The organism is Frondihabitans sp. 762G35 (assembly GCF_002074055.1).
In the GTDB taxonomy this organism is placed as follows: domain Bacteria; phylum Actinomycetota; class Actinomycetes; order Actinomycetales; family Microbacteriaceae; genus Frondihabitans.
Map to the genome: position 1 here is coordinate 37989 of NZ_CP014619.1, position 24568 is coordinate 62556.

At 65.0% G+C, this 24568-nt stretch carries 29 protein-coding genes and 1 pseudogene; 10 read left to right on the top strand and 20 right to left on the bottom strand.

The features are described from left to right. Positions 1–317: 317 nt before the first annotated feature. The 5 genes and pseudogenes from AS850_RS00180 to AS850_RS00205 all read right to left on the bottom strand — a co-directional run bounded on the left by AS850_RS00180 (position 318) and on the right by AS850_RS00205 (position 4712). Positions 318–539, bottom strand: coding sequence for a hypothetical protein (locus tag AS850_RS00180; RefSeq protein WP_123955392.1), 222 nt, complete (start codon positions 537–539; stop codon positions 318–320). Between the two features lie 43 nt (positions 540–582). Further along, a complete protein-coding gene (locus AS850_RS00185) occupies positions 583–1989 on the bottom strand; it encodes an amidase (protein ID WP_119867300.1) in 1407 nt (468 codons plus the stop codon). Between the two features lie 70 nt (positions 1990–2059). Then, entirely contained in the window at positions 2060–2647 is a 588-nt protein-coding gene (locus AS850_RS00190; protein ID WP_119867301.1) for a TetR/AcrR family transcriptional regulator, read from the bottom strand. A 956-nt stretch (positions 2648–3603) separates the two neighbouring features. Further along, positions 3604–4383, bottom strand: coding sequence for an oxidoreductase (locus AS850_RS00195; RefSeq protein WP_119867302.1), 780 nt, complete (start codon positions 4381–4383; stop codon positions 3604–3606). A 6-nt stretch (positions 4384–4389) separates the two neighbouring features. After that, positions 4390–4712: pseudogene (locus tag AS850_RS00205) on the bottom strand (DUF1330 domain-containing protein). A gap of 207 nt (positions 4713–4919) precedes the next feature. Here AS850_RS00205 and AS850_RS00210 point away from each other — a divergent pair. The 3 genes from AS850_RS00210 to AS850_RS00220 all read left to right on the top strand — a co-directional run bounded on the left by AS850_RS00210 (position 4920) and on the right by AS850_RS00220 (position 7038). Beyond that, positions 4920–5531, top strand: a complete 612-nt coding sequence (locus AS850_RS00210) for a TetR/AcrR family transcriptional regulator (protein ID WP_119867305.1) — start codon at positions 4920–4922, stop codon at positions 5529–5531. A 330-nt stretch (positions 5532–5861) separates the two neighbouring features. Further along, positions 5862–6293, top strand: a complete 432-nt coding sequence (locus AS850_RS00215; protein WP_119867306.1) for a Pycsar system effector family protein — start codon at positions 5862–5864, stop codon at positions 6291–6293. Between the two features lie 10 nt (positions 6294–6303). Beyond that, on the top strand, positions 6304–7038 hold the full coding sequence (locus AS850_RS00220; protein WP_119867307.1) for an adenylate/guanylate cyclase domain-containing protein: 735 nt from the start codon (positions 6304–6306) through the stop codon (positions 7036–7038). 78 nt (positions 7039–7116) lie between these two features. On the opposite strand, the gene AS850_RS00225 is transcribed toward AS850_RS00220, so the two are convergent. The 3 genes from AS850_RS00225 to AS850_RS00235 are packed head-to-tail and all read right to left on the bottom strand — an operon-like array spanning position 7117 to position 9183. Beyond that, complete coding sequence (locus AS850_RS00225; protein WP_236940779.1) at positions 7117–7731, bottom strand: cation transporter; 615 nt, start codon at positions 7729–7731, stop codon at positions 7117–7119. A 4-nt stretch (positions 7732–7735) separates the two neighbouring features. Then, positions 7736–8824 carry a cation diffusion facilitator family transporter gene (locus AS850_RS00230; protein ID WP_119867309.1) on the bottom strand — a complete coding sequence of 363 codons (1089 nt, stop codon included), beginning with the start codon at positions 8822–8824 and terminating at the stop codon, positions 7736–7738. Continuing rightward, the gene (locus AS850_RS00235) at positions 8821–9183 is read right to left on the bottom strand and encodes an ArsR/SmtB family transcription factor (protein ID WP_216819874.1); all 363 of its coding nucleotides are present in this window, start codon (positions 9181–9183) and stop codon (positions 8821–8823) included. Before AS850_RS00235 ends, AS850_RS00230 begins: the two co-directional genes overlap by 4 nt. Before the next feature lie 188 nt (positions 9184–9371). Here AS850_RS00235 and AS850_RS00240 point away from each other — a divergent pair, with 188 nt between their 5' ends. Genes AS850_RS00240 through AS850_RS00250 form a run of 3 tightly spaced genes read left to right on the top strand, consistent with a single transcriptional unit; the run spans position 9372 to position 11376 of the window. After that, a complete protein-coding gene (locus AS850_RS00240; protein ID WP_236940780.1) occupies positions 9372–9779 on the top strand; it encodes an ArsR/SmtB family transcription factor in 408 nt (135 codons plus the stop codon). After that, a complete protein-coding gene (locus AS850_RS00245) occupies positions 9776–10708 on the top strand; it encodes a cation diffusion facilitator family transporter (protein WP_119867311.1) in 933 nt (310 codons plus the stop codon). The genes AS850_RS00240 and AS850_RS00245 overlap by 4 nt, the downstream gene beginning before the upstream one ends. Continuing rightward, on the top strand, positions 10705–11376 hold the full coding sequence (locus AS850_RS00250; RefSeq protein WP_119867312.1) for a cation transporter: 672 nt from the start codon (positions 10705–10707) through the stop codon (positions 11374–11376). The genes AS850_RS00245 and AS850_RS00250 overlap by 4 nt, the downstream gene beginning before the upstream one ends. Positions 11377–11412: 36 nt before the next feature. Here the strand turns inward: AS850_RS00250 and AS850_RS00255 are convergent, their stop codons facing one another. The 4 genes from AS850_RS00255 to AS850_RS00270 are packed head-to-tail and all read right to left on the bottom strand — an operon-like array spanning position 11413 to position 14340. Beyond that, entirely contained in the window at positions 11413–11757 is a 345-nt protein-coding gene (locus AS850_RS00255; RefSeq protein ID WP_119867313.1) for a YnfA family protein, read from the bottom strand. 33 nt (positions 11758–11790) lie between these two features. Then, positions 11791–12189: an arsenate-mycothiol transferase ArsC gene (locus AS850_RS00260; protein ID WP_119867314.1), complete on the bottom strand. Its 399-nt coding sequence runs from the start codon at positions 12187–12189 to the stop codon at positions 11791–11793. After that, positions 12186–13568, bottom strand: a complete 1383-nt coding sequence (locus AS850_RS00265) for an FAD-dependent oxidoreductase (protein WP_119867315.1) — start codon at positions 13566–13568, stop codon at positions 12186–12188. Before AS850_RS00265 ends, AS850_RS00260 begins: the two co-directional genes overlap by 4 nt. 22 nt (positions 13569–13590) lie before the next feature. Next, on the bottom strand, positions 13591–14340 hold the full coding sequence (locus AS850_RS00270) for an aquaporin (protein ID WP_119870046.1): 750 nt from the start codon (positions 14338–14340) through the stop codon (positions 13591–13593). A gap of 46 nt (positions 14341–14386) precedes the next feature. Between AS850_RS00270 and AS850_RS00275 the strand changes: the two genes are divergently transcribed. Further along, positions 14387–15061, top strand: a complete 675-nt coding sequence (locus AS850_RS00275) for an arsenate reductase/protein-tyrosine-phosphatase family protein (RefSeq protein WP_119867316.1) — start codon at positions 14387–14389, stop codon at positions 15059–15061. Between the two features lie 13 nt (positions 15062–15074). Here the strand turns inward: AS850_RS00275 and AS850_RS00280 are convergent, their stop codons facing one another. Continuing rightward, entirely contained in the window at positions 15075–16421 is a 1347-nt protein-coding gene (locus AS850_RS00280) for an NAD(P)-binding domain-containing protein (protein WP_119867317.1), read from the bottom strand. 56 nt (positions 16422–16477) lie between these two features. Between AS850_RS00280 and AS850_RS00285 the strand changes: the two genes are divergently transcribed. Continuing rightward, positions 16478–16828: an ArsR/SmtB family transcription factor gene (locus tag AS850_RS00285; RefSeq protein ID WP_173795162.1), complete on the top strand. Its 351-nt coding sequence runs from the start codon at positions 16478–16480 to the stop codon at positions 16826–16828. Continuing rightward, positions 16825–17031, top strand: a complete 207-nt coding sequence (locus AS850_RS16180; protein ID WP_123955393.1) for a hypothetical protein — start codon at positions 16825–16827, stop codon at positions 17029–17031. The genes AS850_RS00285 and AS850_RS16180 overlap by 4 nt, the downstream gene beginning before the upstream one ends. On the opposite strand, the gene AS850_RS00290 is transcribed toward AS850_RS16180, so the two are convergent. From AS850_RS00290 to AS850_RS00320, 7 genes are all read right to left on the bottom strand, one after another. Next, complete coding sequence (locus AS850_RS00290; RefSeq protein WP_119867318.1) at positions 17018–17332, bottom strand: hypothetical protein; 315 nt, start codon at positions 17330–17332, stop codon at positions 17018–17020. The genes AS850_RS16180 and AS850_RS00290 overlap by 14 nt on opposite strands. Further along, positions 17329–17739, bottom strand: coding sequence for a hypothetical protein (locus AS850_RS00295; RefSeq protein ID WP_216819804.1), 411 nt, complete (start codon positions 17737–17739; stop codon positions 17329–17331). Before AS850_RS00295 ends, AS850_RS00290 begins: the two co-directional genes overlap by 4 nt. Positions 17740–17992: 253 nt before the next feature. Then, positions 17993–18514, bottom strand: a complete 522-nt coding sequence (locus AS850_RS00300; RefSeq protein ID WP_123955394.1) for a hypothetical protein — start codon at positions 18512–18514, stop codon at positions 17993–17995. Further along, positions 18507–19115, bottom strand: coding sequence for a hypothetical protein (locus tag AS850_RS00305; RefSeq protein WP_119867321.1), 609 nt, complete (start codon positions 19113–19115; stop codon positions 18507–18509). The genes AS850_RS00300 and AS850_RS00305 overlap by 8 nt, the downstream gene beginning before the upstream one ends. 64 nt (positions 19116–19179) lie before the next feature. Beyond that, on the bottom strand, positions 19180–20115 hold the full coding sequence (locus AS850_RS00310) for a hypothetical protein (RefSeq protein WP_123955395.1): 936 nt from the start codon (positions 20113–20115) through the stop codon (positions 19180–19182). A gap of 79 nt (positions 20116–20194) precedes the next feature. After that, the gene (locus tag AS850_RS00315; RefSeq protein ID WP_123955396.1) at positions 20195–20476 is read right to left on the bottom strand and encodes a hypothetical protein; all 282 of its coding nucleotides are present in this window, start codon (positions 20474–20476) and stop codon (positions 20195–20197) included. A gap of 106 nt (positions 20477–20582) precedes the next feature. Further along, a complete protein-coding gene (locus AS850_RS00320; RefSeq protein ID WP_119867324.1) occupies positions 20583–21065 on the bottom strand; it encodes a hypothetical protein in 483 nt (160 codons plus the stop codon). A gap of 1094 nt (positions 21066–22159) precedes the next feature. Between AS850_RS00320 and AS850_RS00325 the strand changes: the two genes are divergently transcribed. Further along, on the top strand, positions 22160–24505 hold the full coding sequence (locus tag AS850_RS00325) for an AAA family ATPase (RefSeq protein ID WP_119867325.1): 2346 nt from the start codon (positions 22160–22162) through the stop codon (positions 24503–24505). Positions 24506–24568 lie beyond the last annotated feature (63 nt).

Below are 24568 nucleotides of genomic sequence, written 5' to 3' on the forward strand. Positions count from 1 at the left end.
ATCCGAGAACGTCCCGTCGCGGCCTGCACGGCTCGCTGCTCGGTTATCCAAGGCGTCCGAAATAGATCGATTTTGAGAACGACGTCCGTCCCGATTAGGGCACTCCGGCCGGGCCGATTGGCGGGACAGATATCTGGGAATCAACGGCCCTGTATTTTCGCCCCTGACCGACAATGCCGTCCTTCTGCAAAGCAGTCCCGGTGACCGACCGTCTGACGGGCACGCAGAAACGATCGTTTCTGCCGGCTGTCGCTAACGCGGGCCCCGCCTTGAGTGGCGGCGAGTGGATGGTCGCCGCCACTCAAGGCGGTGAGTCGTTAGCGGACGAGGCCGTGTCCGTCGACGCGACCTGACGCGGGAGTGGGCTCGCGCAGCGAGCGGACGAACGCGACAGTCTGCTGTCGCAGGGTGCGTGTGGGCTGCTCGACGTCCACGAAGCTGCCGATGATGCGGTCGGGGGTCGTGACGCCGACGTAGCTTCCCACGTTTCGGGTGCGGTGCGGCGCGACGGTGGTGGGGATGGACTGTGTGGTGCTCATGATGTTCACGTGCTCTCTGCTGGTAGTGGGGCGGTGAGGTGTGTCAGATGTTGGGGTGGGCGTCGCGGACGGGGCTGACGGACTCGAGCAGCGATGCGACGTTGAAGACGGTGGATTCGGCGTGCCAGGGGCCGGCGATCTGGACGCCGATCGGGAGGCCGTCGGAGCTGGTGCCGAACCGCATCGACAGGGCGGGCATGCCGGTGATGTTGAACTGGACGGTGAAGGTCTGGATGTGGGTGGCGTCGACGGTCTGCCCGTCGATGACGAATTCGGTCTTGTCGTGCTCGTGTGCCGGGATCGGCAGCACGGGCAGCAGGACCGCGTCGTACTTCGTGAAGACCTCGGCGTAGGCGTCGCGGATGCGTTCGAAGCCCTGCTCCGCGGCGACGTAGTCCTCGACGGATGTGTCGGGGGTGGCGAGCATGGTCTTCGACATCGTGAACCGGAGGTCTTCGTGCCCCTTCGTGGCGTCGGCCATGGCGGGCTTGAGTTCCATGACGTGCTGCTTGTTGAACAGCGCCAGCGGGTTGTCGTGGTGCAGGGTCGGGATGTCGATCTCCTCGACGTGGACACTGGCGGCCTTGAGCGCTTCCGCTGCCTGACGAACGGTGTCGGCGACCTGCGGGTCGACCGGGCCGAGGCCGGAGTCGGTGAACCACGCCACGCGGAGATCCTGCGGGGCAGCGTCACGCTTGCCGGCGTCGACCGTGTTCGGGGTGATCGCGAAGCCGTCGTGGCCGTCCGGTCCTCGCATGATGGAGTAGCCGAGCTCGAGGTCCCGGATGGTGCGGGCCATCGGGCCGACGTGCCAGTCGCGGCGCGGCACTCGCGGCCAGACACCGGTCATGGGGATGCGGCCGTGGGTCGGCTTGATGGCGGCGATGCCGGTGTGCGATGCCGGCCCACGGACCGAGATCGCGAGGTCGGTGCCGAGACCGATCGGGCTGAGGCCCGCGGCGATCGCTGCGGACTCGCCACCGCTGGACCCGCCGGAGGTGCGGTCAAGGTTGTAGGGGTTGTTCGTGCGTCCGGTGAGCAGGTTGTTGCTCTCGGTCGAGTAGGAGAACTCCGGCAGGTTGGTCTTGGCGAGCACGATGCCGCCTGCGGCCTTCATCCGGGCCACGGCGACGGCGTCCTCGTCGGGCGTGCGGCCCTTGAAGATCGGAGAGCCACGCTGTGTGAGGATGCCGTCGGTGTCGATGGAGTCCTTGACGGTGAAGGGCACACCGTGCAGCGGCCCAACCTCCTTGCCTGCGGCGAGGGCGTCATCGGCGGCCTTCGCCTCGGTGAGGGCGTTGTCGTTGATCGTGACGATCGCGTTGATCTTCGGGTCGACCGCCCGGATGCGGTCCAGGTACGCCTGCACGACCTGCACCGAGGTCAGTTCGCCGGACTTGATCCGTGCAGCCAACTCGGTCGCGTCGAGGTAGATGATGTCGTCAGCCATGATGGCTCCTTCTGTATTAGACCAGTCGTCTATTAATGGTGGAAAGAAAACCGGGCCGGGGCCCGGTGGGTCAGATGTGCAGGCGTGTCTTCGTGAGAGCGAGGGCGCGCTGGAGGGATTCGGGGGTGCGCTGGATCTTGGCCATGGTGCTGGCTCCGAGCCAGGCGTCGTAGAGCTCGTAAGCGAGGGTGCGGGCCTCGTCGTCGGCGCCGAGGGAGCCGTCGTGCTGCCCGGTGGTGATCATGCGCTCGAGGTGGTCGATGATGCCGGCAGTACCGTCGACGAGCTGGAGCCGCATCGGCTCGGAGAGGTCCGAGACTTCCGTGGCGAGCTTGACCACCAAGCACTTGCCCTGGCAGTCGTCGTACGACTGCAGGTCGTAGAAGCGCTCCCAGTACTCCTCCAACTGCTCAGCACCCGTCTTGTCCGAGTTGCCCGCGATGCGGCTCATCGTGGCGAGGTAGTCGGAGAAGTAGAACTTCATCAGCTCCTCGCCGAAGTTCTCCTTCGAAGAGAAGTAGTAGTAGAACGACCCCTTCGGGACGCCGGCCTCCGACAGCACCTCGTTGAGACCGACCGCGGTGTAGCCCTTGCGGGCCATCAATGTCTGGGCGGTGTCGAGGATGTGCTGCCGAGTGTCGGTCTCCGTTGTGGGCATGACTCCACAATACACACCATTAGACCGGTCGTCTAGTGCCGTCGCGTTCGCATCGCTGAACAGCTACGGCGAAGGACGGCTATGTGTGATCTGGGCGGGGTGAGTCACGTTGGTTCATGACCTCAGCGTCAAGGTCGGCGTGTCCGTACGTGGCGATGGAATCCACGTTCCGTGTCGCCGAAGAGATCGTGTCTGATCGTCGGCCGAGGATAGCTCGACGGAGCCGGGATATCAGCGGGCGATGTTGCTCCGGTGAGTTCATGTGACGAACCTAATCACCATCGCGGCTTCATCACCAGGCGATTGATCGTGCTGCACGGTGACTGCACCCCCGGTCCCTCGGATCAGGTGAGGGTGGGGGGTGCAGCCGGCGCACGGTAACCAGCCGCGACGCTCGTCCACCCTAGAGAAAATTGGGCAACCCACTCCACAACCGACCCGTTCGGGTGTAGAATATCTATGTACCCCTGCACGATATGGTGCCTTTCGGCGACCGACTGGTCAAAGATCCGCCCCAATCACGATACGTACCCGCGTCATGGCCCATGCCCTCTGACGGAGGTACGAGACCCGGTCAAAGCCGGCGATGATCACATGTTCTGAGACCCCGCGGTTTCGAGCCGAAAAGATCCCGCCTGCTCGAGTCTCGTTGCATCAAAGCCGACCCATCTTCTGTTGGTGCCGTGTGCGCGGGAGCCGGTACCAGTAATGGAGATCTGGTGTCCCCGTGGCTTCTCTTCGTGACCTCGCTCTTGCAGGCGGCTCCCGCGTCAGTTCCGGTGCTCCTCTGGACGATCGCTGCGTGCGCAGCCGTTCGCACGCTCGTTTTCGTGGCGGCAAGCATCGTGGCTCTCACGTCGACGGGTGAGCGTGCTAAACGTGCGCTGGCGCTTGCGCGACTCGTAGCGTGGCGGCGGCCACGGCCGAAGTGACCCAAGGGCCGCGGGCGCCTGACGCTAGAAACTGGGCATCTCGCCGCCGTCGACGTACATGTTCACACCTGTGACCCATTGGGCGCGCGGCGAGGCGAGGTATGCCACCGCCTCGGCGACGTCACGGGGGTCGCCGAGGCGGCCGAGCGGGATCGTTGTTGTGGCGTCCTCGATGGGGGTCCCGAGTGCGTCGGCGAGATCCTGCCTCACAACGTCGGCGCCGGGCGAGACGACGTTGCCGGGGCTGATGGTTGCGACCCGGATGCCGGCCGGGGCCAGCTCTGCGGCAAGAGCTTTGCCGTAGGCGTTCAGTGCGGCCTTGGCGGCGCTGTAGTGCGCCATCGGCGGCGCCGGAACGATTGCAGCCCCGGAGGAGATGTTGACGACCGATCCTCCGGGGCCGGCCTCGTGCAGAGCGGCGAGGAAGGCGCTGGTGACTCGAACCGCCGACAGGTAGTTGAGGTTGAGCGAGTCGACCCACTCCTCGTCGGGGATCGAGGCGATGCCTTCGAGGTGGACGCGGGCGGCGCCGGCGTTGTTGATCAGGATGTCGACTCCGCCGAGGGCGTCAAGCGCAGCGGCGGCGAAGGCCTGGACCCCTTGCACCGAACTGACGTCGCCCGAGATGAAGGTGGCACCGTCGGGGGTCTCGTCTGTGCGGCTCCGCGCTGTGACGACGACGACGGCGCCGCCGTCGCGGAGCCGCTGAGCGATGGCGGCTCCGAGGCCTCGGGAGCCTCCTGTGACCACGACGCGCTTGCCGGCGAACTCGGTCGGGTCCGGTGGGTTGATGGCGGTGAACATCCGCGATCAGACCGTGGTGGGGACGCCGGGCAGGAAGATCAGGCGACGGCGCATGGCCGTCGCTGCGATCTCGCGGGACGGGGCGTAGTCGTCCGAGTTGTACCAGGCCTCGAGGGTTTCCATGTCGGGGACTCGACGACGGCGAGCACGAGGCCGGCGTCCCCTTCGGCGACGGTGGGCTGGGCGCCGAGGACGACGAAGCGCCCGCCGACCTTCTCGACCGACACCGGGGTGAGCTCGGAGTAGCGCTGGGCGCCAGCGGGGTCGATGACCTCGAGCACCTCGGTGATGCTGTAGGCGGGGGTGCGGGTGGCGGTGGTGTCGGACATGGTGTCTCCTCATGGATTTTCGGACTCGGCCGGAGCCGGTCTCGGTGGTGGTGCCGTTTGGCAACTCGTTAATGAGGTTACTCATAATTATTAGGTGTCAACCTCCTGGGAACTCTCCCAGCCAACTTTGATGTTGGGTAACATCGAAGAGTGCGAGCGAGTCCGCCCGCCCACCCGACGCGGGTACCGATCGCTCAAGGAGAACCAATGCCACGCATCACTCAGGCCCAGAAGGAGCTCAACCGCGAGAAGATCGTTCGCGCAGCGAGCGAGGGCTTCAAGCGTCGAGGCGTCGACGGTCTCGGCATCCAGGACCTGATGCACGCTGCTGGCATGACCAACGGGGGCTTCTACAACCACTTCGCATCAAAGGACGACCTGGCGCTCGAGGTCTATCAGCAGGGCTTCGCGCAGTCCCTGGCCGTCGTGTCCGAGCTTCGGGAAGCATCGCCGGACGCCCCGCAGGTCGCCCTGGACGCCATGATCGACACGTACGTCACGGCGGCACATCGCGACCACCCCGAAACGGGATGCCCCTCCGCCGCACTGCCCGTCGACGCCGGACGGCATGGTATTGACCCGCAGACTGCCTACCGCGACGGGCTTGAGGGGTACTTCCGGAACATCACGGATCTGCTTCTACAGCGCGCGCCCGACGCCGGCGCCCGGCTCACTTCTGTAGACGCGCGTGAGCAGGCCGTGGCGCTGTTCAGTCAGATGGTCGGCGCCCTGGTGGTCTCACGGGCAGTTGCCGAAGCCGACCCGTCGCTATCGGACGAGATCCTGGCGGCTAACAACCATCGGCTTCACCGCGAATAGGCCGCCTGCCTAAACTGCTAGCGGGTGCTGTACCCAGATGTTCGGCTCGATGTAGATCCCCTGGTTTGTATCGAAATCGACGCGTAGCGTCGAGAGCCCGCCGGGGATCGCCCTACGACCGACCCCGGGCACGAACGATCGTTTCTGCCGGCTGGCAGCATCTTTGACGCCCGCAGCCGATACGGTTCAGGGATGAGAAAGCGTCACAGTGCGGGCGTCCGAGGAGTCCGGCGGAGCGCGAGGGTGGCTCCCGCGCCAAATCCCGACCACGCTTGGAAGCTTCTCAGTCTGATCAACGAATGGATACGCCACTCGGACACAAAGGCCGCAGTGACTCTCGCATTCACCGGCGCCATGGCCACCCTGCTCTTCAATCTCGCCCGCGTGATTGAAAATCGGACAATCCCCGTTGACATCCTCGTCGTCGCCGCCTGCATCCTCGTCGCCACAACGGGCGCACTTTGCGGGCTCACGCTTACGCCGCGAATTAACGACAAGGATGCAGACCCCCAGGCCATCAATCGTATTTTTTACGTGAGTATCGCTGCCAACTTCCGGGGACGGCGGCCCGAATACAAGGACGTTGTGCACACGCTCTCGGCCGATCCAGCGGAACTCATACGGGATCTGGCCGATCAGATTCATGCAAACGCGACGATTGCTACGACTAAGGCTCGCTTTGCAAAGTGGGCGATACGGGCAGGGCTTGCGGCGGGTGTGGCCATAGCCGCGGCCGCCGCTGTCATCGAACTCTCAAACTGATAGGAAGTTTATGGACGGCGATTTCAAGCCATACGACGTTGCAAAGAGCGCCGATCGAATCAAAGAAATACTTGGTCGCCCATCGACGTCTTTCGAGGAGGTTGACTCGCTTCCAGACCGGGATGACCTGACCTTCACCAACGGTTTCTACGGCAAAGCATCAGCGATCTTCGTAGACATACGTGACTCGTCTGGCATGACGGACAAATACAAGCGGCCTAAGCTGGCAAAGATATACCGGACCTTCATATCTGAAATGGTCGCCGTGCTCAACTCAGTGGCGGTGGTCCGGGAAGTCAATATCGTTGGCGACTGCGTATGGGCCGTCTACAACACCCCATACAAGAGCGATGTGGATGCGGTGTTCGACGCCGCCACCCGTGCGAACACCTTGATCAAGCTGCTCAATCACTACTTCGAACTTAATTCGATCGATCCCGTGTCGGTCGGCATTGGCATGGAGTTCGGCCGAGCGCTCATGATCAAGGCGGGTTACAGCGGAAGTGGAATCAACGAGGTCGTCTACATGGGCGACGTAGTCAATCGCGCGGCCCACTTAGCCCACGAGGCAGGACGAGGGTGGTGGACGCCGCCGATGTACATCGGATCCGATTTTCACACCAACTTGAAGCCGTCAAACGCTGCTTTCTGCACTTTGGGCTCAATCGCGGGTATTGGCTCGATCTACACCGCGAACGTGGTCAACGTCTCGATGAACGACTACGTGGAAGCCTTGAAAAGCTGAGCTAGGCGAGGAGCTGCAAAGCGACACGAGTCTCTTACGTCGTTCGTGTCGCATTGGGCTGTACCTCAAAGCAACAGGCTACGAATGGTCGTCCGGCCTAAAAATGTCGGCGGCCTCTCGGATGGCGTAGTAGACGATGACCAACGCGGCGGCCGGGTCTGCCCACCACCACCCCAGGGTGAGATCGAATGCAAGCCCGAGCAGGACGGCGACGGCGAGAAGACCGTCGATGAAAGTCACGCGCCCCTCAGTCATCAGGACGGGATTCTCGAGAGCACGACCCGTCCTGGCCTTTCCGACGGCCAGGCTGAACATCACGATCGCGGTCACGGCCGTCCAGACGATCCCCTGGCCGCTCCGAGAAGCGTGATGACCGGCGAGCAGCGCCGTGGTCGACTGGATCAGGAGATAGAGAGCCAGAGCGACGAATGCTCCGCCGATGAGTGTGAGGGCACGTCTTCGGCGTTCTTCGCCGCTCCCGGACAACTCCCACAGCACGACGGTGCTCGCTCCTATCTCGATCAGGCTGTCGAGGCCGAATCCCGCCAGCGCGACCGAAGAGGTAGTGATCGCCAACAGTGCGAGAACGACCACGCCGACGACGTTCCAGCTCAGAGTGAGAATCTCCAAGGCCATGCCGCGGCGCAGCAGTGATCGTCGGCGCGAGTCGGAAAGCGGGGCTTGGTCGGACACAGCGTCAGTGCTCAGGGGTGGCGCTGCCGGTGGGCGTCACGGTGAACGAGTCGACATTTCGGAGGGCTTCGCGAACGTGCTCTGAGGCGTGCTCAGCGAGGTGCGTCGCTTCGTGCAGCTCGGCCGTGCCGACCACGACCGTCGCCGATCCGATGATGCGGTGACCAATCCACCGAAGGTGCAGGTCACGGACAGCCAGCACGCCTTCCGCGTGTTCGAGGGCGTGCTCGGCACGCTCGTAGAGGTCGGGGTCGATGGCGTCCATGAGGCGTGCGCCGATGGACTTCACGGTGCCCCACAGCAATAGCAGGATCGAGATTGCGATGAGTAGACCAATGATGGGGTCGGCGAGCGGAAAGCCGAGAAGTACGCCAACCGCACCGAGGATGACGGAAAGGGACGTGAAGCCGTCCAGACGTGCGTGGACCCCGTCTGCAACGAGTGCAGCGGAGCCGATCTTCTTTCCGACGCGGATCCTGTAGATCGCCACCAGCTCGTTGCCAGCAAAGCCGATGAGACCGGCCGCCACGAGCAGCCAGGGGTTCTCGATCGACCGGGGGTGGATGAACCTGCTGATCGCTTCCCAGCCGGCCACGACCGCGGAGAGCGCGACGACGAAGACGATGAACATGCCTGCGAGGTCTTCGGCTCGCCCGTATCCATAGGTGTAGCGGCCGGTGGCAATCCGCCGGCCGAGGACGAAAGCGATCCAGAGTGGGACTGCCGTCAGCGCGTCGGCAAAGTTGTGGATGGTGTCGGCTAAAAGGGCGACCGAGCCAGTCAGCGACACGAGCAGGGCCTGCAAGATGGTTGTGCCGAGCAGGACGAACATACTGATTTTCAGGGCCCGGACGCCGGCCGCGGAGGCCTCCATCGCGTCGTCGATCGAGTCGGCAGAGTCGTGCGTGTGTGGCACGAAGAGGTCATACAGGAACCCCTTGACCCCGCCGTGCGGGTGCGAGTGTCCGTGTCCGTGTCCGTGTCCGTGGTCATGGTCATGGCTATGGCCGTGGCCGTGCGAGTGCCCGTGATCGTCGTCATGGTCGTGGGCGTGCGTGTGGGTCGTGTCGCTGCCGCGGGTGCGCTCGCTCATGCGGTTACCTCCTCTTCACCATGATGTGGCGCGTAGCCGACGACGTGCTCGGCCTGCTTGATGGCGTCGATGACCAGCTCGGAGGCGTCCTCATCCGTCAGCCTGTAGAACACGGTCGTGCCCTCGCGGCGGGTCTGCACCATGCGAGACAGGCGCAGCTTCGCCAGATGCTGCGACACCGACGCAGCACTCTTGTCGACGACGTCGGCCAAGTGATTCACCGACATCTCCTCGGCGTTCTTCAACGCGAGAATGATGCGAATTCGAGTCGGGTCCGCGAGCATCGCGAAGACCTCCACGGCCAGTTCCACATACTCGGAATCAGGATCGAGGCCGCATACCTGCTTATTTAAGTGCACACGCAGATTATGTACCCGTGGGCGAGGATTGGAAAATTCCTCTGCGAGCGGCACCGCAGGAGCGTCATGTATCGGCGTAAGAAAACGGGCGCAAAGCGATCCTGTCCACAACCTCAAAGTGGCGCCTGGCATCCTCGTCTCATCCTTACTACCGTTTATCTGAACAGGTGATCAGATGAGGAGTCATCATGGCAAGCGACCTGGCCAGCATCGACAGTTGCGAGCTGAAGATGATCGACCCCGACAAGGTCGACCTGGTTCGGCGCAGCCTGCCCGGAGCGGAAGATGTCCTCGAGCTGGCGGACGTATTCTCTCTTCTCGGCGACCCGGGCCGGCTTCGCCTTCTGATGTCTCTTCTCGAAGGCGGTGAGATGTGTGTGTGCGATCTCGCCGCGACGACGTCGATGAGTGAAAGCTCCGTGAGTCACGCACTTCGGCTGCTTCGAGCGCACCGAGTGGTGTCGGTCGCGCGTCGTGGCCGGATGGCCTACTACCGCCTCGACGACGGCCACGTCCGAATGCTCCTCGACCTCGGCCTCACCCACACCGGTCACACGGTGGCGATCCACCCCGAGACCACCGGAGTCAACGAGTGACCGACACGCACCAGCATGACAAGGCACACAGTCATGGCGCCGCTCCCGACGCCAACTCTCGGCTGCTGAGCATCGCCTTGGCGTTGATCGTCGGGTTCCTTCTCGTGGAAGCCGTCGTCGCGATCATCTCCGGGTCTCTCGCTCTGTTGTCCGACGCAGGACACATGCTTACCGATGCCGCAGCCCTTGCCGGTTCTCTCGTCGCGATCCGCCTCGCCGCCCGCCCCAGTACCTCCAGATGGACATTCGGGCTGAAACGTGCCGAGATTCTCTCCGCCGCAGTCAACGGGGTCACCCTCGTGGTTATCAGTGCCATCGTCGCCATCGAAGCCATCCGGCGGCTTCTGGACCCGCCCAGGGTCGAAGGCGGACCGGTTCTCATCGTCGCGCTCCTCGGCGTTGCAGTGAACATCGTCGCCGTCTGGGTTCTCGCGAAAGCAAACCGGCAGAGCCTGAACGTCGAAGGGTCGTTCCAGCACATCCTCACCGACCTGTATGGGTTCATCGCCACCGTCATCGCCGGGATCGTCATCCTGGTCACCGGCTTCACGCGCGCCGACTCCATCGCCTCGCTAATCGTCGTTGTCTTGATGCTGCATGCGGCGTGGGGGCTGCTGAAAGACTCCGGCCGCATCCTCCTCGAGGGCACCCCAGAAGGTGTCGACCTCGACGCAATCCGCGGACACCTGCTCGAACCCGCCCATGTTCTCGCGGTCCACGACCTCCACGCGTGGACGGTCACCTCGGACCTCCCCGCCCTGTCAGCGCACGTGACCCTGACGGACGAGTGCTTCCAGGACGGCCACGCACCCCGCGTTCTCGACGAGCTGCAAGCGTGCCTGGTCGGGCACTTCGATGTCGAGCACAGCACCTTCCAACTCGAGCCCGCCGGCCACACCGCCCATGAACCCGGAACGGACCACGCATGACCAGCACCGAAGCGATCCCTGTCCCGCCTCGCACCAGGATCTTGCGCCGCCGGATTCGGCTGATCGTCGCAGCGACCATCACCTACAACGCCATCGAGGCGGTCGTCGCGATCACCGCCGGCACCATGGCATCCTCCGCAGCCCTCGTCGGCTTCGGCCTGGACTCCATCGTCGAGGTCCTCTCCGCCGTGGCGATCGCCTGGCAGTTCACCGCTCGCGATCCCGAGACACGGGAACGGACGGCCCTGCGCGTTATCGCGATCTCGTTCTTCGCTCTCGCGATCTACGTCACCATCGACGCCGCACTCTCGTTGACCGGCGTCCGTGAGGCCGAGCACAGCCCCGTCGGCATCGTTCTCACCGTATTCAGCTTGCTGATCATGCCCGCCCTCAGCCTCGCTGAACGGCGCACCGGCCGAGAACTCGGCTCCGCGTCCGCGATTGCCGATTCGAAGCAGACCCTCATTTGCGCCTACCTGTCGGCCGCGGTCCTCGTCGGGCTGCTACTCAACAGCCTGTTCGGGTGGACCTGGGCGGACCCGGTGGCAGCGCTTGTGGTGGTCGTGTTCGCCGTTAAAGAAGGCATCGAGGCGTGGCGAGGTGACAGTTGCACCGTCCCGGTCTCGGTCCTCACCGGGGAACGCGAACCAGAAGACGACGACCACTAATCGACGAACTCATCCAGCCGCGGGACGTGCCAGCTCTCACGATGTTGATCGCGCGTGGGGCGCAAACATGATCACGGCCACGCCGAGGAGGCAGATGATCGCCCCGGTGATGTCCCATCGGTCGGGATGGAACTTGTCGGCGACCATCGCCCAGACGAGCGAGCCGGCAACGAAGACGCCTCCGTATGCGGCCATAATCCGCCCGAACTCGGCACTGGGCTGCAGAGTGGCGATGAAGCCGTAGGCGCCGAGGGCGATGACGCCAAGCCCTGCCCACCACCACGCGCGCCCTTCGCGGACGGCTTGCCACACAAGCCATGCCCCGCCGATCTCTGCGATAGCGGCGAACACGAATAAGACGACGACTCGCGCGATGGTCATGCTCGATCATCCCAGGCCGGTTCCCTCGGAGATCTACGTGCGGTCCAGAAGGTCCGTCGCGATCTGTCGAGCGACAGCTTCCCGTAGCGGCCTCACCGACTCGACGTCCCAGTTCTGCGGGTTCGGGAACGACCACTTCAGCACACGCCCTGTTGGCGTGCTCGGCAGCACGAGGCCCGGCTTCATGAGAACCACGACGTCGGCCTGATCGAGGTCCGCACTCGTGACTGCTTGCGGTTGCCGCTGGCTGATGTCCATCCCCAGCTCCGCGATGCTCGCCGCGACCGCGGGGTTCACCTTCTCGTCGGGGGCGATTCCGGCGGAATTGACGGTGTAATCGTCTCCGGCCAGGTGCTCGAGGAGGGCCGCGCCGAGCTGGGAGCGGCCGGCATTGTGCTGGCAGATGAACAGCACGGTGGGCTTGTCGCTCATGCGGTGACCGCCTGACGGTGCTCGCGGGACCAGGACTGGGTGGCGACTTGCACGGCATCCCACGGGGAGCCGAGCGGGGGCGTGTAGGAGAGGTCGAGTTCGCTGACCTGCTCCACGGTGAGGCCGGCGTGCAGGGCGACGGCGTAGGTGTCGACGCGTTTGGCGGTCTCGGTGCCGAGGCGGCCGACGAGCTGAGCGCCGAGGAGTCGCCCGTCGCGGCTGTCGCCGGTGACACGGATCGAGATCGGTTGCGCGCCCGGGTAGTACCGCTTGTGATCGTCCGCGATCGCGGTTGTGCTGACGGGGGCGAATCCGGCAGCGAGTGCTTCGTGTTCGCGGAGGCCGGTGCGGGAGGCGACGAGGTCGAAGACCTTCACGACCTGGGTTCCGACGGACCCGGCGAACCGTGCGGTGCCGCCGAGGGCGTTTTCGCCGGCGACGCGGCCCTGCTTGTGCGCGGTCGTACCGAGGGGAAGGTACGTGGTGCCGAGGAGACGATGGTGGGTAGTGACTCCATCGCCGGCCGCGAACACATCGGGAAGACCTGTCCGCATGGTGTCGTCGACGACAACCGCGCGGCCGGCGCCGAGGGTCGCGCCGGCGCCCTCGAGGAGGTCGGTGTTCGGGCGGACGCCGACGACGACGAGGACGACGTCGGCAGTGTGAGTCACCGGTTCGCCGTGGTGGGTGGCGCTGACGGTGAGGCTGTCGCCGATCTTGTCGATTCGGTTGACGGTGGTGTCGGTGAGGACGGTGACGCCGTGGTCGGTGAGTTCCGTGTGCACGAGGGCGCCGAGTTCCGGGTCGAGGGTGGAGAGCACTTCCGGGCCGCGCTGGATCTGCGTGGTCCGGATGCCTCGGACGGTGAACGCTTCGGCCATTTCCAGGCCGACGTAGCCGGCGCCGACGATGATTGCGGTTGCGGGGTTGCGGGTTTCGAGGAACCGGTCGAGGGCGAAGGTGTCGCCCATGGAGTGGATGACGTGCACCCCGTCCTCGGGCCCCAACGCATCGAGGCCTTCGATGCCGGCATGGGAGGGGAGTGCACCGGTGCCGACCATGAGGGCGTCGTAGTCGATGGTGGACTCCGTGCCGTCGAGGGCGCGGACGGCGAGGCGGTGACCTGTCACGTCGATCGACGTCGCGAAGGTCTCCAGGCGGAGGTTCATGCCGGTGGCTTCGAGGTCGGCGTGGGTGCGGTGGGCGAGGGACTGCCAGGGCTGCACTTCGCGGGAGAAGAAGTACGGGATGCCGCAGATGGAGAAGTTCGGGTACGCGTCCGCGACGACGACGGTCACATCAACGGACGGGTCGAGTTCGCGGGCGCGGAGCGCGGCGGAGATTCCGGCGTCCGAACCGCCGATGGCAACGAGATGCATGAGAGAGCCTTTCCGGGGCGGGTCAGGCGGATGCCTGGTCGAGGTGCGGGACCACGACGTCGTCGGCGGACCGGGCGACGTCGGGATAAAGGACAAGCAGCAAAGCGCAGCCGACAGCTGCTCCGAGCAGCTGCATGCCGATGAATGCAGGGGTCGAGGTCGGGGCGATGCCGGCGAAGGTATCGGTGAAGATCCGGCCGATGGTCACGGCGGGGTTCGCGAACGAGGTGGAGCTGGTGAACCAGTACGCCGCCCCGATATACGCCCCGACCGCGGGAGCTGCCAGTGCCCCTCGATCGGTGGGGGCGAGGGCAAAGATCACCAGGATGAGCCCCGCCGTGGCGACGACCTCCCCGAGGAGGTGTCCGCTGGTGACGCGGTGCGTGGTGGAGACGGTGGTGGGGGTGTCGAACATGGTGTTCGCCAGGACCGCTCCGAGGATCGCCCCGACGACCTGCGCGACGACGTAGGGAAGGAGCAGTGCTGAGCGGAGCCCGTTTCGGGTTCGGCGGCCAAGAGCCCAGTCAGCCAGCGTGACCACCGGGTTGAAGTGTGCCCCGGAGATCGGGCCGAGCATCAGGATCAGGACCGTGAGTCCGAGGGCGGTGGTGAGGCTGTTCTCGAGCAGTTGCAGGCCGACGTCGTGCGGGCTGAGCTGCTGGGCCATGATCCCGGACCCGACGACGACCGTCACCAGCAGACCCGTCCCGAGCAGCTCCGCCAGCAGACGGCGCAGGAGATCGGCGCGTGGGATCGAGGTCGAGGAGGGCACGTCCACATCTTGACGGCAACCAGGTACCTCAGTCAAGATTGAGGTAATGAACGCTGAACTAACTGAGACGATCGAGGCTCGGGCCGCGAAGCATGCCGCCCTGGCCGATCCGGCACGCCTACGAATCGTCGACCTCCTGACCCTCGGTGACGTCTCCCCGACCGATATGGGCCAGCAGCTCGGGATGCCCTCGAATCTCGTGGCGCATCACCTCAAGGTGCTGGAAGGCGTGGGCATTCTCGTTCGGGTCCGGTCCGAGGGTGACCGCCGGCGCAGCTACCTCCACCTCGCCCCCGGCGCCCTGGCCGGGCTCACCCCGACGGCGACCATGGCTGCACACCGTGTCGTGTTCGTCTGCACCGGGAACTCCGCCCGGTCCCAGCTCGCCGCAGCCCTGTGGTCGAGTGCGAGCAGCATCCCTGCCACATCGGGGGGAACTCACCCCGCTGAGCGGGTCGAACCGGGCGCTATTCGGGCAGCGAAGCGGCACCACCTGGACGTGCATGAAGCCACCCCGCAGCTGCTCGCTGACGTTCTTGGGCCGGATGATTTCGTGGTCACGGTCTGCGACAACGCTCACGAAGAACTGACCGTCCCCTCCGGGCTGCACTGGTCGATCCCCGACCCCGTCCAGACCGGCACGGATGCGGCGTTCGAGGCCGCTTTCACGGACCTCGAACACCGCATCCAGGAACTCGCGCCCCGCCTCACCAAGGCCTAGGCTGCCCTGAGGCTCAGGCGTTGACGGGTGCGCGGCCGATCTGCAAAAGGGCCGGGGCGGGGGCGCAGCAGGCGCCGCCCTTGGCGCCGGTCGGGTCATCGAACAGCCCCGCCCCGCCACACACGCCCGTGTCCGGGAGGACGAGGTCAATGCGGGTAGCGGCCTCGTGGTCGCCGGCCAGTTCCGCGACGACGCTGCGGACCTGCTCGTACCCGGTCATGGCCAGGAACGTCGGGGCGCGTCCGTAGGACTTCGCACCGACGAGGTAGAAGTCTTCTTCCGGCTGCGCGAGATCCGCAGCTCCTGTGGCACGGACGGACCCACAGCTGTGCACGTTCGGGTCCACCTCCACCGCGATCCGCACAGGCGCCTGCAACGTGGCGTCCAGCTCGAGGCGCACCTCGGACAGGAACGACAAATCCGGGCGGAACCCCGTGAGCGCTACCACCAGGTCTGCCTCGGGCAGGGCACGCCCGTCCTCGGAGATGAGGACGGCGCCGGTGTCGGTGGTGTCGATTCGTTCCACCCGGAACCCGGTGACGAGATCCACGATCCCCGCCTCGACGGACTTCTGCGCACGCGCACCGAGAGCGCCGCGCTCGGGTAGCTCGTCGGCCGTGCCGCCGCCGAATGTGTTTCCCACGTTCCCTCGACGAAGCACCCACGTGATGCGTGTGTCCGGGTGCTGTTTGGCGACGCGGGTCAGCTCGTTGACCGAGGTCGCAGCGGAGTGCCCGCTCCCGACGACGACGGTGTGCTTCCCGGCGAACCGGGCAGCGTCGTGGAAGTCGGGGATGCGGTACGACACGAAGCCCGCCGCCGCTTTCTCGCCGAGCGCGGGAATGCCGTCGGCGCCCAGCGGGTTCGGCGTCGACCAGGTATCGGAAGCGTCGATGACGGCGCGTGCGTCGATGCGCTGCTCGGTCCCGTCGATGTCGACATGGACGGTGAACGGCTGCTCGCCGCGGCCCGCGTCCACGAGGCGGTCGCGGCCCTTCCGGCCCACCCCGGTCACGGTCGTCCTGTACTGCACCCGGCCACCAAGGGCTTCGGCGAGAGGTGCGAGGTAGCGGCTGATCCACTGCGACCCGATCGGATACCCACTCGCCGGGGCAACCCACCCCGTCCCGGCCAGGAGACGGCTGGCCGCCGCATCCACCAGCTCCGGCCAGGCGGAGAACAACCGGACGTGACCCCAACCCGCGACTGCTGCCGCCGGACCGGCGCCCGCCTCGAGGGCGAGCGGCTCGATCCCACGCTCGAGAAGGTGGGCGGCAGCGGCAAGGCCCTGGGGGCCGGCACCGATGACAACGACAGGAAGATCAGACACGGGAAAGCTCCTCGGATCGAGAACGGTCATACATCGACTGTGCTCGATACATCGACAGATGTCAATGCGACTGGCAGACTGGACCCATGACCACCAGCGCCACACTCCTTCTCCAGCCCGCCGATGCCTGCTGCGCACCAGCCGGCGACGACGCGCTCGACGCTTCCGCGGCCGAGGACGTGGCGAAGGTCTTCAAGGCCCTGGGCGACCCGACCCGGGTCCGGCTCCTGTCGCTGATTGCGGCAAGCCCCACCGGGGAGGCGTGTATCTGCGACCTCACCGCACCGGTCGGATTGTCGCAGCCGACCGTGTCCCATCACATGAAGCAACTCGTCGACGCCGGCCTCGCCACCCGCGAACAGCGCGGCAAGTGGGCGTACTACCGCGCCGACTTCGCCGCCCTCACCGTCAGCAGTCGGGCCCTCAACCCGGCATGACCGAGGTGACCATCCGCGTCATGAAGGCGGGCGACTGGCCTGCCGTCGAGTGGATCTATGCCGAGGGCATTGCGACGGGTAACGCGACCTTTCAGGACAAAGCCCCGTCCTGGAAGGAGTTCGGTGGCGGAAGAATCCGAGATCTCCAGATCATCTGCCGGTCGGCCAGGCGTCGTTTCCCTTCGACTTTCATGTTGCGGTGAGGCGTTCGATCCTGATGACAGGGGTGGTCCATCGACGAGTGGGTACCGCGTCGCCCCTGACGTCGAGGATGAGGATCATGTCGCTGCCGATGGCAATTTCGCTGATGCCGAGGAGGGGTCGTTCTTCGCCGTCTTTGCGGAGATTTTTCTCCTGGTCCTCGTCGTAGGGGTTGGGGTTGCGCGTGGCGGTCATCTTCTGGAAGTTGATGACGTAGGCCGACCCGGTGAGCGTGGTGACGAGGTAGACGCCGTCGCGTTCCGTGACGGCGAGTACGCCAAGGTCGGGGCTGTCGGTCGTCATAGGTACCAGTTCTTTCCATCGTCGTCGACGCCGTCGGGTGACGGGTCATTGGTGCTGACGGGCAGGTCGGGCCCTGCTCGTGTGAGTGCTTCGGTTTCGAGTTCGATGGCGCTGGCGTCACCGCGGACGTACCGCCACCGCACCCGTTGCCAGCCCTCATCGCCTGCGGGGTCGGGGATGCGGAACATGTCCTCGAACCGGCTGACGTGCCGGTCCCGGTCAGATGCTTCACGGGTTGTGACCGTGAGGAGGGTGTGGATGATGCGTTCCGCTTCTCGTTTGTAGTCGTCGAAGTCGTCGCGGATGGTGTCGCCGATGGGCGGTCGGACCACGAATCCGGGAGCCCTGTCGATGGGGTGGATGACGATGGGGACGATGGTGTGGGTCTCGTCGTCGTGGAGCAGCATGGTGCCGCTAATAGGCGGCTGGTCCAGGTGGACGTTCACGTCGGCAGCGCGAATTGTCACGGCGTTTCCTCTTCTTCGCTCTCGGGTCCTTGGGGCGGATCTTCGGTGTCGGCCGCTGGCCCTCCGGCTGAGTCCCTGGCTCCGTCGAGGATGCGCAGCCAGACGGTGCAGTCGGTGGTGTCATCGTGGTGAGTGGTGGTGCTGACCGTGGTGCCGGGTCGGGCGTGCGCGTTGATGGGGTAAGGGCGGAGGGTCATGTCAGTCGCTGGCTGGGTCCAATGCCGATGGCATCCAGCATCACGAGTTGCACGTCCGGGGCTGTCGCTCCTGCCCCGACCAGGGTGAGCAGGTCCAGATAGCGTTCCGCCCGACGGAGGACCGTCTCCTCGATGCGCCGCATGTCGCTGTCCAGATCCTTCTCGAGGGGCTCGCCGGTGTCGGGCTCTCCCGTTATCGCCGTAAGGCGGTTCCAGTCGGGTAACCATGGGACCCAGACGGCGACGACCCGGGTGTCGGCGTCGCGGCGGAAGAGGAACCGGCCGTTCAGACGGGTCAGCCGGGGCGCATTCATCCCGGCGGCAAGGAACGTCCACCCGGCCGGCAACGCGTCGCTCCTCGAGCATGGGAAAACGAACGTGTCCTCGAGTGCGGGAACGGGCAGCAGCATCTGGTCCGGGCGAAGAGTCGGTGTCGGCTGGCCGGGAGGACGGTCGAGCCAGCCCGGTGTGCTGCCGTCGTCGTACAGTCCGAAATCGACCTGCTCCCGGTCAGCCATCGTGGCGACCATCCCCATCGGCGCCGTCGGCTTCCTCGGCAGTGGTCCAGTTGTCCGGGTGGGGGAGGCGTGTCAGGCCGAGTCCTGCGGATTGGAGGATGACGTCCTGAGAGGCGGGGTTCGCGACGACGGAGCCGATGAAGGAGTTCAGTTCCACGAGGCGTTGCGCCCGGCGGAGGGTGGACATTTCCAAGGCGTCGGTGTCGATGCCGTCCGTGTCCTCCAACGGGAGTGCCGGGCCTCCGGTGAGTTCGGTGGAGTCGAGGCATTGCGCTTCGAGGCCGAACTGCTGTGGGTTCCACCGCACCCCCACCCGCACCCGCCGACCATCCGTTTCGCGCGTATAGAGGAGCTGCCCCCAGAGGAGGCTCTGGTGGTGCATGTCGATTTCCGCCCCGGTGAGTGTCCAGCCGGGGACTTCGCCGGTGGTGTCCCACTTCGGGACGACGAGAGCGCCGGGGTGGACCGGGATGGGCAGCAGGAGTTGGTCGTTGCGGATGACCTTAAAGACCTTCCGCGCCTGGCCGTTGCCGGGAGTGCCGCTGAATGAGGTCTCGGCCGGCTGGTCGGTCGTGTTGTCGGGGGTGGTGTTGTACGTCATTCGTGTCCTTTCGTCCTAGACGGGTGTGCGCGGACGGCTTGGGGTTTCGGGTGTTCCGGTGGCATCAGTCGCGCATGTTCCAGCGCAGGTCCTCATCGATCTCGATCTGCCACAGGATGTGGGTTCGCATCGCCTCGAACGCCGCGTTGCGTTCCGGCTGCGAGAGCCGCGGGTCTTGTGCGAGGAGGTGGGCGGTGAGGAACTCGTCCGTGCATCCCGTCGGCCCGAAGTAGTCGGCCAGGCCGAAGATGGTGCGGTCTTCCGGGATGACGAGGGTGACGGTGGCGTCATGCCAGGTCGCGGGCCGGAACCCGAGCGGGTCAAGGTCAAGCCCGGTGCAGGAGAACACGGTCACCGACACCGGTTCGATGTGGCGCAGCACCTCGCGGGCAGCCCAGGTGCCGGAGAGGTGCACGTCGGCGTAGGCGCGGATCCGTTCGGCCTGCACCTCGAGAGGAAGGTTCGCCTTCCAGAACGTCGACGCACCGCCGGGGCCCGGATAGGCCGCGAGGATCCAGTCCAGGAGGTCTGCGGAACGTTTCGCTTCCCACCGGGTCCCGGACGGGCGCAGCATGCTCTCGAGGACCTTGAAGGAGTCTTCCGCCTGCAGGCGGGTGAGGCCGGCCATATGCATGACCCGTTCGATGTCGCCGCCCTGGCGGACGAGGACTTTCGCTGCCGCAAACACCGCGTACCGGTACCGGGACGCACTCCGCCGCGGCGTCGTCCCGTTGACAAGGTCGCCGTCGTCCCACACGAGGCCGCGGCGGAGATCGACCAGCAGGATACCCTTCCGGATCGTGCGGGCCAGCTGGATGACGGGAGTGGGGATAGAAGTGTCGGCGATGAGGACCAGGTCGTGGCGAGGCGGAATCTCATCGATGGCGACCACCGGCCAGAACGGGCTGAAGGTCGTCAACAACACCACCCGGCCGTCGCCGAGAGTCAGCTGGTTGAACGAGGACACTTCCGCACCGGGCATGCCCGCCGCCGCGAGCACCCTGATGACAGCGGTCATGTCGGTCGTGCGCCCGAATCCGGGCGGGAGGTCGAGGAGATTCTGGGTTCGGCGGACCTCGTCACCCCAGCTCATGGGCAGCTCCGATCCCGTTCGGGCCGTCACACTCGGCATCGTCACGCTCTTCTAGGGCTGTGAGTAGGGCCCGTAAGAGCCGGTCCGCCTCGTCCACGTAGGCGCCGGTGTTGGGCAGGTGTGCCTGCCTGCCGGCGGGCGTCACCTCATACCCGGATTCAGTGTCGGCGTCGTCGACGTTGACCCGCCGCAGCTGGCCGCCGTCGGGATCCGCGAAAATGAATGCCCCAAGCATGTGAAGGCTGTCCCGGCCCAGATGCATCGACACGAGCCGAGGCCTCACGAGGCTTCCCCCACGTGAACTGTCCCAGCGCAGCTGTCGGCCGGGTGCCGGTTCGCAGCGGAGGTGCTTGCAGGACCGGACACCATCCTGGTCACAGTGTCCAGTCGAAGTCGGTGAGCGCTTCGATGACAGGCGCAGGGTCTCTCCCGCCGGCGAGCCACTCGACAGCAGACACGGGCTCGCAGTCCACGAGAGTTTCGTCGTGGGGTGTGGTCATCCACCCGTGCATCATCGCCCCCGAGCCACCGCTAAGTGTTGCCGGCATGGCCTTAAGCACCTCGGTCAGGTGCGGGAGACGACGATATGGCGCACTCCCGCCACTGTTCCCGGTCTTGACGAGCTGCCAGCGTGGTACTCGCTCTTCTCCGCTCTGGCTCAGCGTCCAGAGTCGCCCGGCGGCGATATCGGCCTTGACCTGATGGGCGCCGGTCCCGAGCAGGGTGGCAGCCTCGGCCACTGGGACGGTCTCCTCGAGGTGTCGCCTCCGGCCCTCTTCCTTCCACTTGGCAGCGAGTTGCGCCGCTTCCTCGTCCGACAGTTCCGGGATGTCAAACGGATCGACGTAGCTGTTCATACCGTCACCTCTCTCGGGGACAATTGGCCGCCCTCTGGTGTCGCTCGCGTCCGCTGAGCGCGATTTAGCGGCTGGGCAAGCCGTCATTCCGAAGGCGCAGGGGTGGCCACGGACACCGCCGACAAGGTCCCACTCGACGTGCGCTGACACTAATCGGCACGATGAGAAAGTTGCGACGCCTGTGGGTGGGCTCGCGGCGCGACTTTCCTTACGTGACACGCTCAGAGGTGAGCCACATGTCGCGCACTTCGAGGAACAATCGCGTAACAAGTGATTGGAGTCGAAGTGGCCACCAAGAACATGACCCGGACAGAGCGAGCCGCTCAATTCGTGCAAAGCGCTACCGCGCGGTATGGCGCCCGCTACGACTACGCGTCGGTGCCGGAGACCTACACGAATCAGAAGGCCGAAGTGCCAATCGTTTGCGGCGCCCACGGTGTCACGTTTTGGCAAAAGCCACAGGATCATCTCCGGGGCACGGGTTGCCTGTCGTGCCGAACCCGCAGAGGCTCAACCGTACGCGGCCGCGCCGAGGCCTTCGTTCGGAAAGCGCAGGCAGTTCATGGAACCGCCTACGAGTACGACTCCGACACTTTCGAAGACGCCCACGCCGACGTGAGCATCCGATGCCTTATCCCAGGCCACGGATGGTTCCGGCAGCGAGCGACAAATCATCTTCAGGGAGAGGGGTGCCCGTCCTGCGGTGAATCGAGTCGGCGTCTGACATGGAAGAGCAACCGCCTGGAGCGCGCCTAAGGCATCGAACGCTTGGTCGCCGGCGGCGAATTGCTCATGGCGTGCCGAGTGCAGTCGCACTTCAGGCGCGACGCCAGGTGCACACTACGTCTAAAACGCGTCACGAGAGAACTCTGTCCGCTCACGCCCACGTTCTGACGGCGATCTGCGAACCGGACGCCGACCAGGTCGAAATCGAAGCGCGGCTCATCGCCGAATGCGCCCACTTGGACACCGGCAGGTCGAGACAGTTTGGAGCGTAGGGACGGTCCCTCCGCTCCGCTACCCTGACATGTGTTCATGAGCATCTGTCGGAATGCCGACAAGCGGCTCACCGCCCTTAACTCCGCGACAGGCCCATGCTCACCTCTCTGCACCTTCACGGGACGCCAATTTTCGGGACCTCTCCCGGGACAGATATTGGCCCGCTGACTTCCACCACGGTCATCTTCGGTCCCAACGGATCCGGTAAATCGACAATCAGTCGCGCCCTCGCCGACCCCAGCCGCTACACGGGTACAACTCTCCAGTGGATGAATCCCGACGCTCCTCTGAATGTGCGGGTCTACAACCGCGATTCCGTCGATGCCACCCTGCGGCAGGCGGACAGCCTTCCAGGCGTGTTCCTACTCGGCACCCAAAGCGTCGAGATCGAACGAGAGCTGGCCGAACACGACGGACCCGACGGGTGCATCGCGAAAGCCAACGAAGTCCTCGCGAGACAACGGAGGAACATCGAGGCCGCTCAAGCTGAAGCCGCCGCCGCCTTCGACGTCTTGAAGAACACTGCATGGCTTGCCCGCGGTAACGTACCGGCGGTCCTCAAGCCGATGTTCGCCGGCTACAACGGAAGCGCCGAAAAACTCGCCAAGAGGCTCCTGGAAGCCCACACTGCACGCGGCGACGAGAACTCCGTCACTCTGTCCGCCCTCACGACGGAGGCAGCGGCGGTTCTGGACGATTCGGCTCAGACGATTGACCCCCTACCCACGTTTGATGTCGCCCGGACCGATGACTTCTCGGACCTCGAGCTCTTTCGAGTCGCCATCGTCGGAAGCAGTGACGTTCGCCTTGCACCATTCATCGAGAAGCACGGCAATGCCGACTGGGTCCACCAGGGGCGCCACTTCCTCCAGCCAGACGCGAAAACGTGTCCGTTCTGCCAGCAGGAGGCGCCGCAAGACCTGGTCGAGCAACTCAACGCATACTTCGACGAGACCTACACCAAGCAGCTCGCCACCCTCGCAGACATCGACAAGGAAGTTGCCATGTGGGCGCAAGAGTGGGGCGACTATCTCGAGACCCTCGCAGAGCACGCCTCCTTTTCGGCGAACGTCGACGCGGCCAAATGGGAACTAGCTAGCGTCCACCTCGTTACGGCGATAGGCGAAGTGCGTCGCGCCGCTGAGCAGAAACTCGCGACCCCATCGACCATCCTCCAGGTCACCATTCCCGAAGACGCGCAGCAACAGATAGTGGACCTCATCGACGACGCGAACCAGGCCATCGCGACACACAATGAGCTGATCCGCACGCGGGGTGGGCGACGAACGATTTTCATCGCCAACTGTTGGGCCGCATACGCCGCCCACGACATGAAGGCCGCGCTGGACGCCTACGACATGACCACAAACCCTCTGGAGAAACGTATCGACGGCGTTACGGACTCCGTTGCCATCAGTGTCGCCACCGTCAAGAAGCACGAAGATCGACGCCGGGAACTCACTGCGCAAACGAAGTCCAGCCGGCTCGTCATAGACAGGATCAACAACCTGTTGGCCGGCGCTGGATTCCATACCTTCACCGTCGAGGAATCCCCGTTGCGACAAGACGGCTACATGATCCGTCGAGAAAACGGCGAGGTGGCCGACGAGACCCTCAGTGAAGGGGAACGCACGTTCATCACCTTCCTTTACTACGCCCAGTCGCTCGAGGGCGTGGCGGCCGAAGGTGAGACGCATGACATCCTCGCCGTCATCGATGACCCCATCTCAAGCCTCGACAGCGACATCCTCTACGCCGTGTCCACCATCCTCCGGTCGACGATGGCCAAGATCGGCGAGGGGACCGGCCGTGTCCGCCAACTCATCCTGCTCACCCACAACGTCCATTTCCATAAGGAGGTCAACTACGACCCTCCTCGCGGACCGAGATACCCCCGTCAGTACGGAGTCATCCGCAAGAGGCCGCACGCACCCAGCACCATCACCTTCAGTGACAAAAACCCCGTCAAGACCGTCTATGCGTCCCTCTGGGCCGAAGTGCGCCTCATCAGCGAAGACCCCACCGCGTCCACCGTCGGACTCCAGAACGTTCTGCGGCGCATCATCGAGTCGTACTTCCAGATTCTCGGTGGTGTCGACACGGCAGACATCGTTGCCCAGTTCAGCGGACATGAGAAAGTGCTATGTCGCAGCCTTGTCTCCTGGGTCAACGCCGGTTCGCATTCAGTCTTCGACGACTTGCACTACAGCGAAACCGCCAGCACCGTCGACGCCAATCTCGCAGTCTTCGAGCAGATTTTCCGCATCATGCACCAGCACGGCCATTACCAAATGATGATGGGCGAGTCGTTCGTAGACGACCCCGTTGATCCAGAAGCAACGGCCGAGGAACGGGGCGACTCGATGGCCAACTCCAGCGGCGCCCCTGCGGCGCAGCCAACCGTACAGACCAGCCCGTCTTCGCAATCGTCCACGGGCTGAGTCCGGCGCAACCTGCGGGAGTGCCCAGCAGGAAGCCGTGAAGCAGGCCTCCAAGCACATCGC

Bases quoted from the DNA above. Each gene is read 5' to 3' on its own strand.
- AS850_RS00290 (WP_119867318.1), bottom strand. From the start codon at position 17,332: ATGACGACCGACAGCCCCGACCTTGGCGTACTCGCCGTCACGGAACGC.
- AS850_RS00265 (WP_119867315.1), bottom strand. From the start codon at position 13,568: ATGCATCTCGTTGCCATCGGCGGTTCGGACGCCGGAATCTCCGCCGCG.
- AS850_RS00230 (WP_119867309.1), bottom strand. From the start codon at position 8,824: ATGAGCGAGCGCACCCGCGGCAGCGACACGACCCACACGCACGCCCAC.
- AS850_RS00240 (WP_236940780.1), top strand. From the start codon at position 9,372: ATGGCAAGCGACCTGGCCAGCATCGACAGTTGCGAGCTGAAGATGATC.
- AS850_RS00260 (WP_119867314.1), bottom strand. From the start codon at position 12,189: ATGAGCGACAAGCCCACCGTGCTGTTCATCTGCCAGCACAATGCCGGC.
- AS850_RS00255 (WP_119867313.1), bottom strand. From the start codon at position 11,757: ATGACCATCGCGCGAGTCGTCGTCTTATTCGTGTTCGCCGCTATCGCA.
- AS850_RS00295 (WP_216819804.1), bottom strand. From the start codon at position 17,739: ATGCTGCTCCACGACGACGAGACCCACACCATCGTCCCCATCGTCATC.
- AS850_RS00190 (WP_119867301.1), bottom strand. From the start codon at position 2,647: ATGCCCACAACGGAGACCGACACTCGGCAGCACATCCTCGACACCGCC.
- AS850_RS00285 (WP_173795162.1), top strand. From the start codon at position 16,478: ATGACCACCAGCGCCACACTCCTTCTCCAGCCCGCCGATGCCTGCTGC.
- AS850_RS00300 (WP_123955394.1), bottom strand. From the start codon at position 18,514: ATGGCTGACCGGGAGCAGGTCGATTTCGGACTGTACGACGACGGCAGC.
- AS850_RS00210 (WP_119867305.1), top strand. From the start codon at position 4,920: ATGCCACGCATCACTCAGGCCCAGAAGGAGCTCAACCGCGAGAAGATC.
- AS850_RS00280 (WP_119867317.1), bottom strand. From the start codon at position 16,421: ATGACCGTTCTCGATCCGAGGAGCTTTCCCGTGTCTGATCTTCCTGTC.
- AS850_RS00180 (WP_123955392.1), bottom strand. From the start codon at position 539: ATGAGCACCACACAGTCCATCCCCACCACCGTCGCGCCGCACCGCACC.
- AS850_RS00275 (WP_119867316.1), top strand. From the start codon at position 14,387: ATGAACGCTGAACTAACTGAGACGATCGAGGCTCGGGCCGCGAAGCAT.
- AS850_RS00185 (WP_119867300.1), bottom strand. From the start codon at position 1,989: ATGGCTGACGACATCATCTACCTCGACGCGACCGAGTTGGCTGCACGG.
- AS850_RS16180 (WP_123955393.1), top strand. From the start codon at position 16,825: ATGACCGAGGTGACCATCCGCGTCATGAAGGCGGGCGACTGGCCTGCC.
- AS850_RS00220 (WP_119867307.1), top strand. From the start codon at position 6,304: ATGGACGGCGATTTCAAGCCATACGACGTTGCAAAGAGCGCCGATCGA.
- AS850_RS00325 (WP_119867325.1), top strand. From the start codon at position 22,160: ATGCTCACCTCTCTGCACCTTCACGGGACGCCAATTTTCGGGACCTCT.
- AS850_RS00305 (WP_119867321.1), bottom strand. From the start codon at position 19,115: ATGACGTACAACACCACCCCCGACAACACGACCGACCAGCCGGCCGAG.
- AS850_RS00195 (WP_119867302.1), bottom strand. From the start codon at position 4,383: ATGTTCACCGCCATCAACCCACCGGACCCGACCGAGTTCGCCGGCAAG.
- AS850_RS00320 (WP_119867324.1), bottom strand. From the start codon at position 21,065: ATGAACAGCTACGTCGATCCGTTTGACATCCCGGAACTGTCGGACGAG.
- AS850_RS00250 (WP_119867312.1), top strand. From the start codon at position 10,705: ATGACCAGCACCGAAGCGATCCCTGTCCCGCCTCGCACCAGGATCTTG.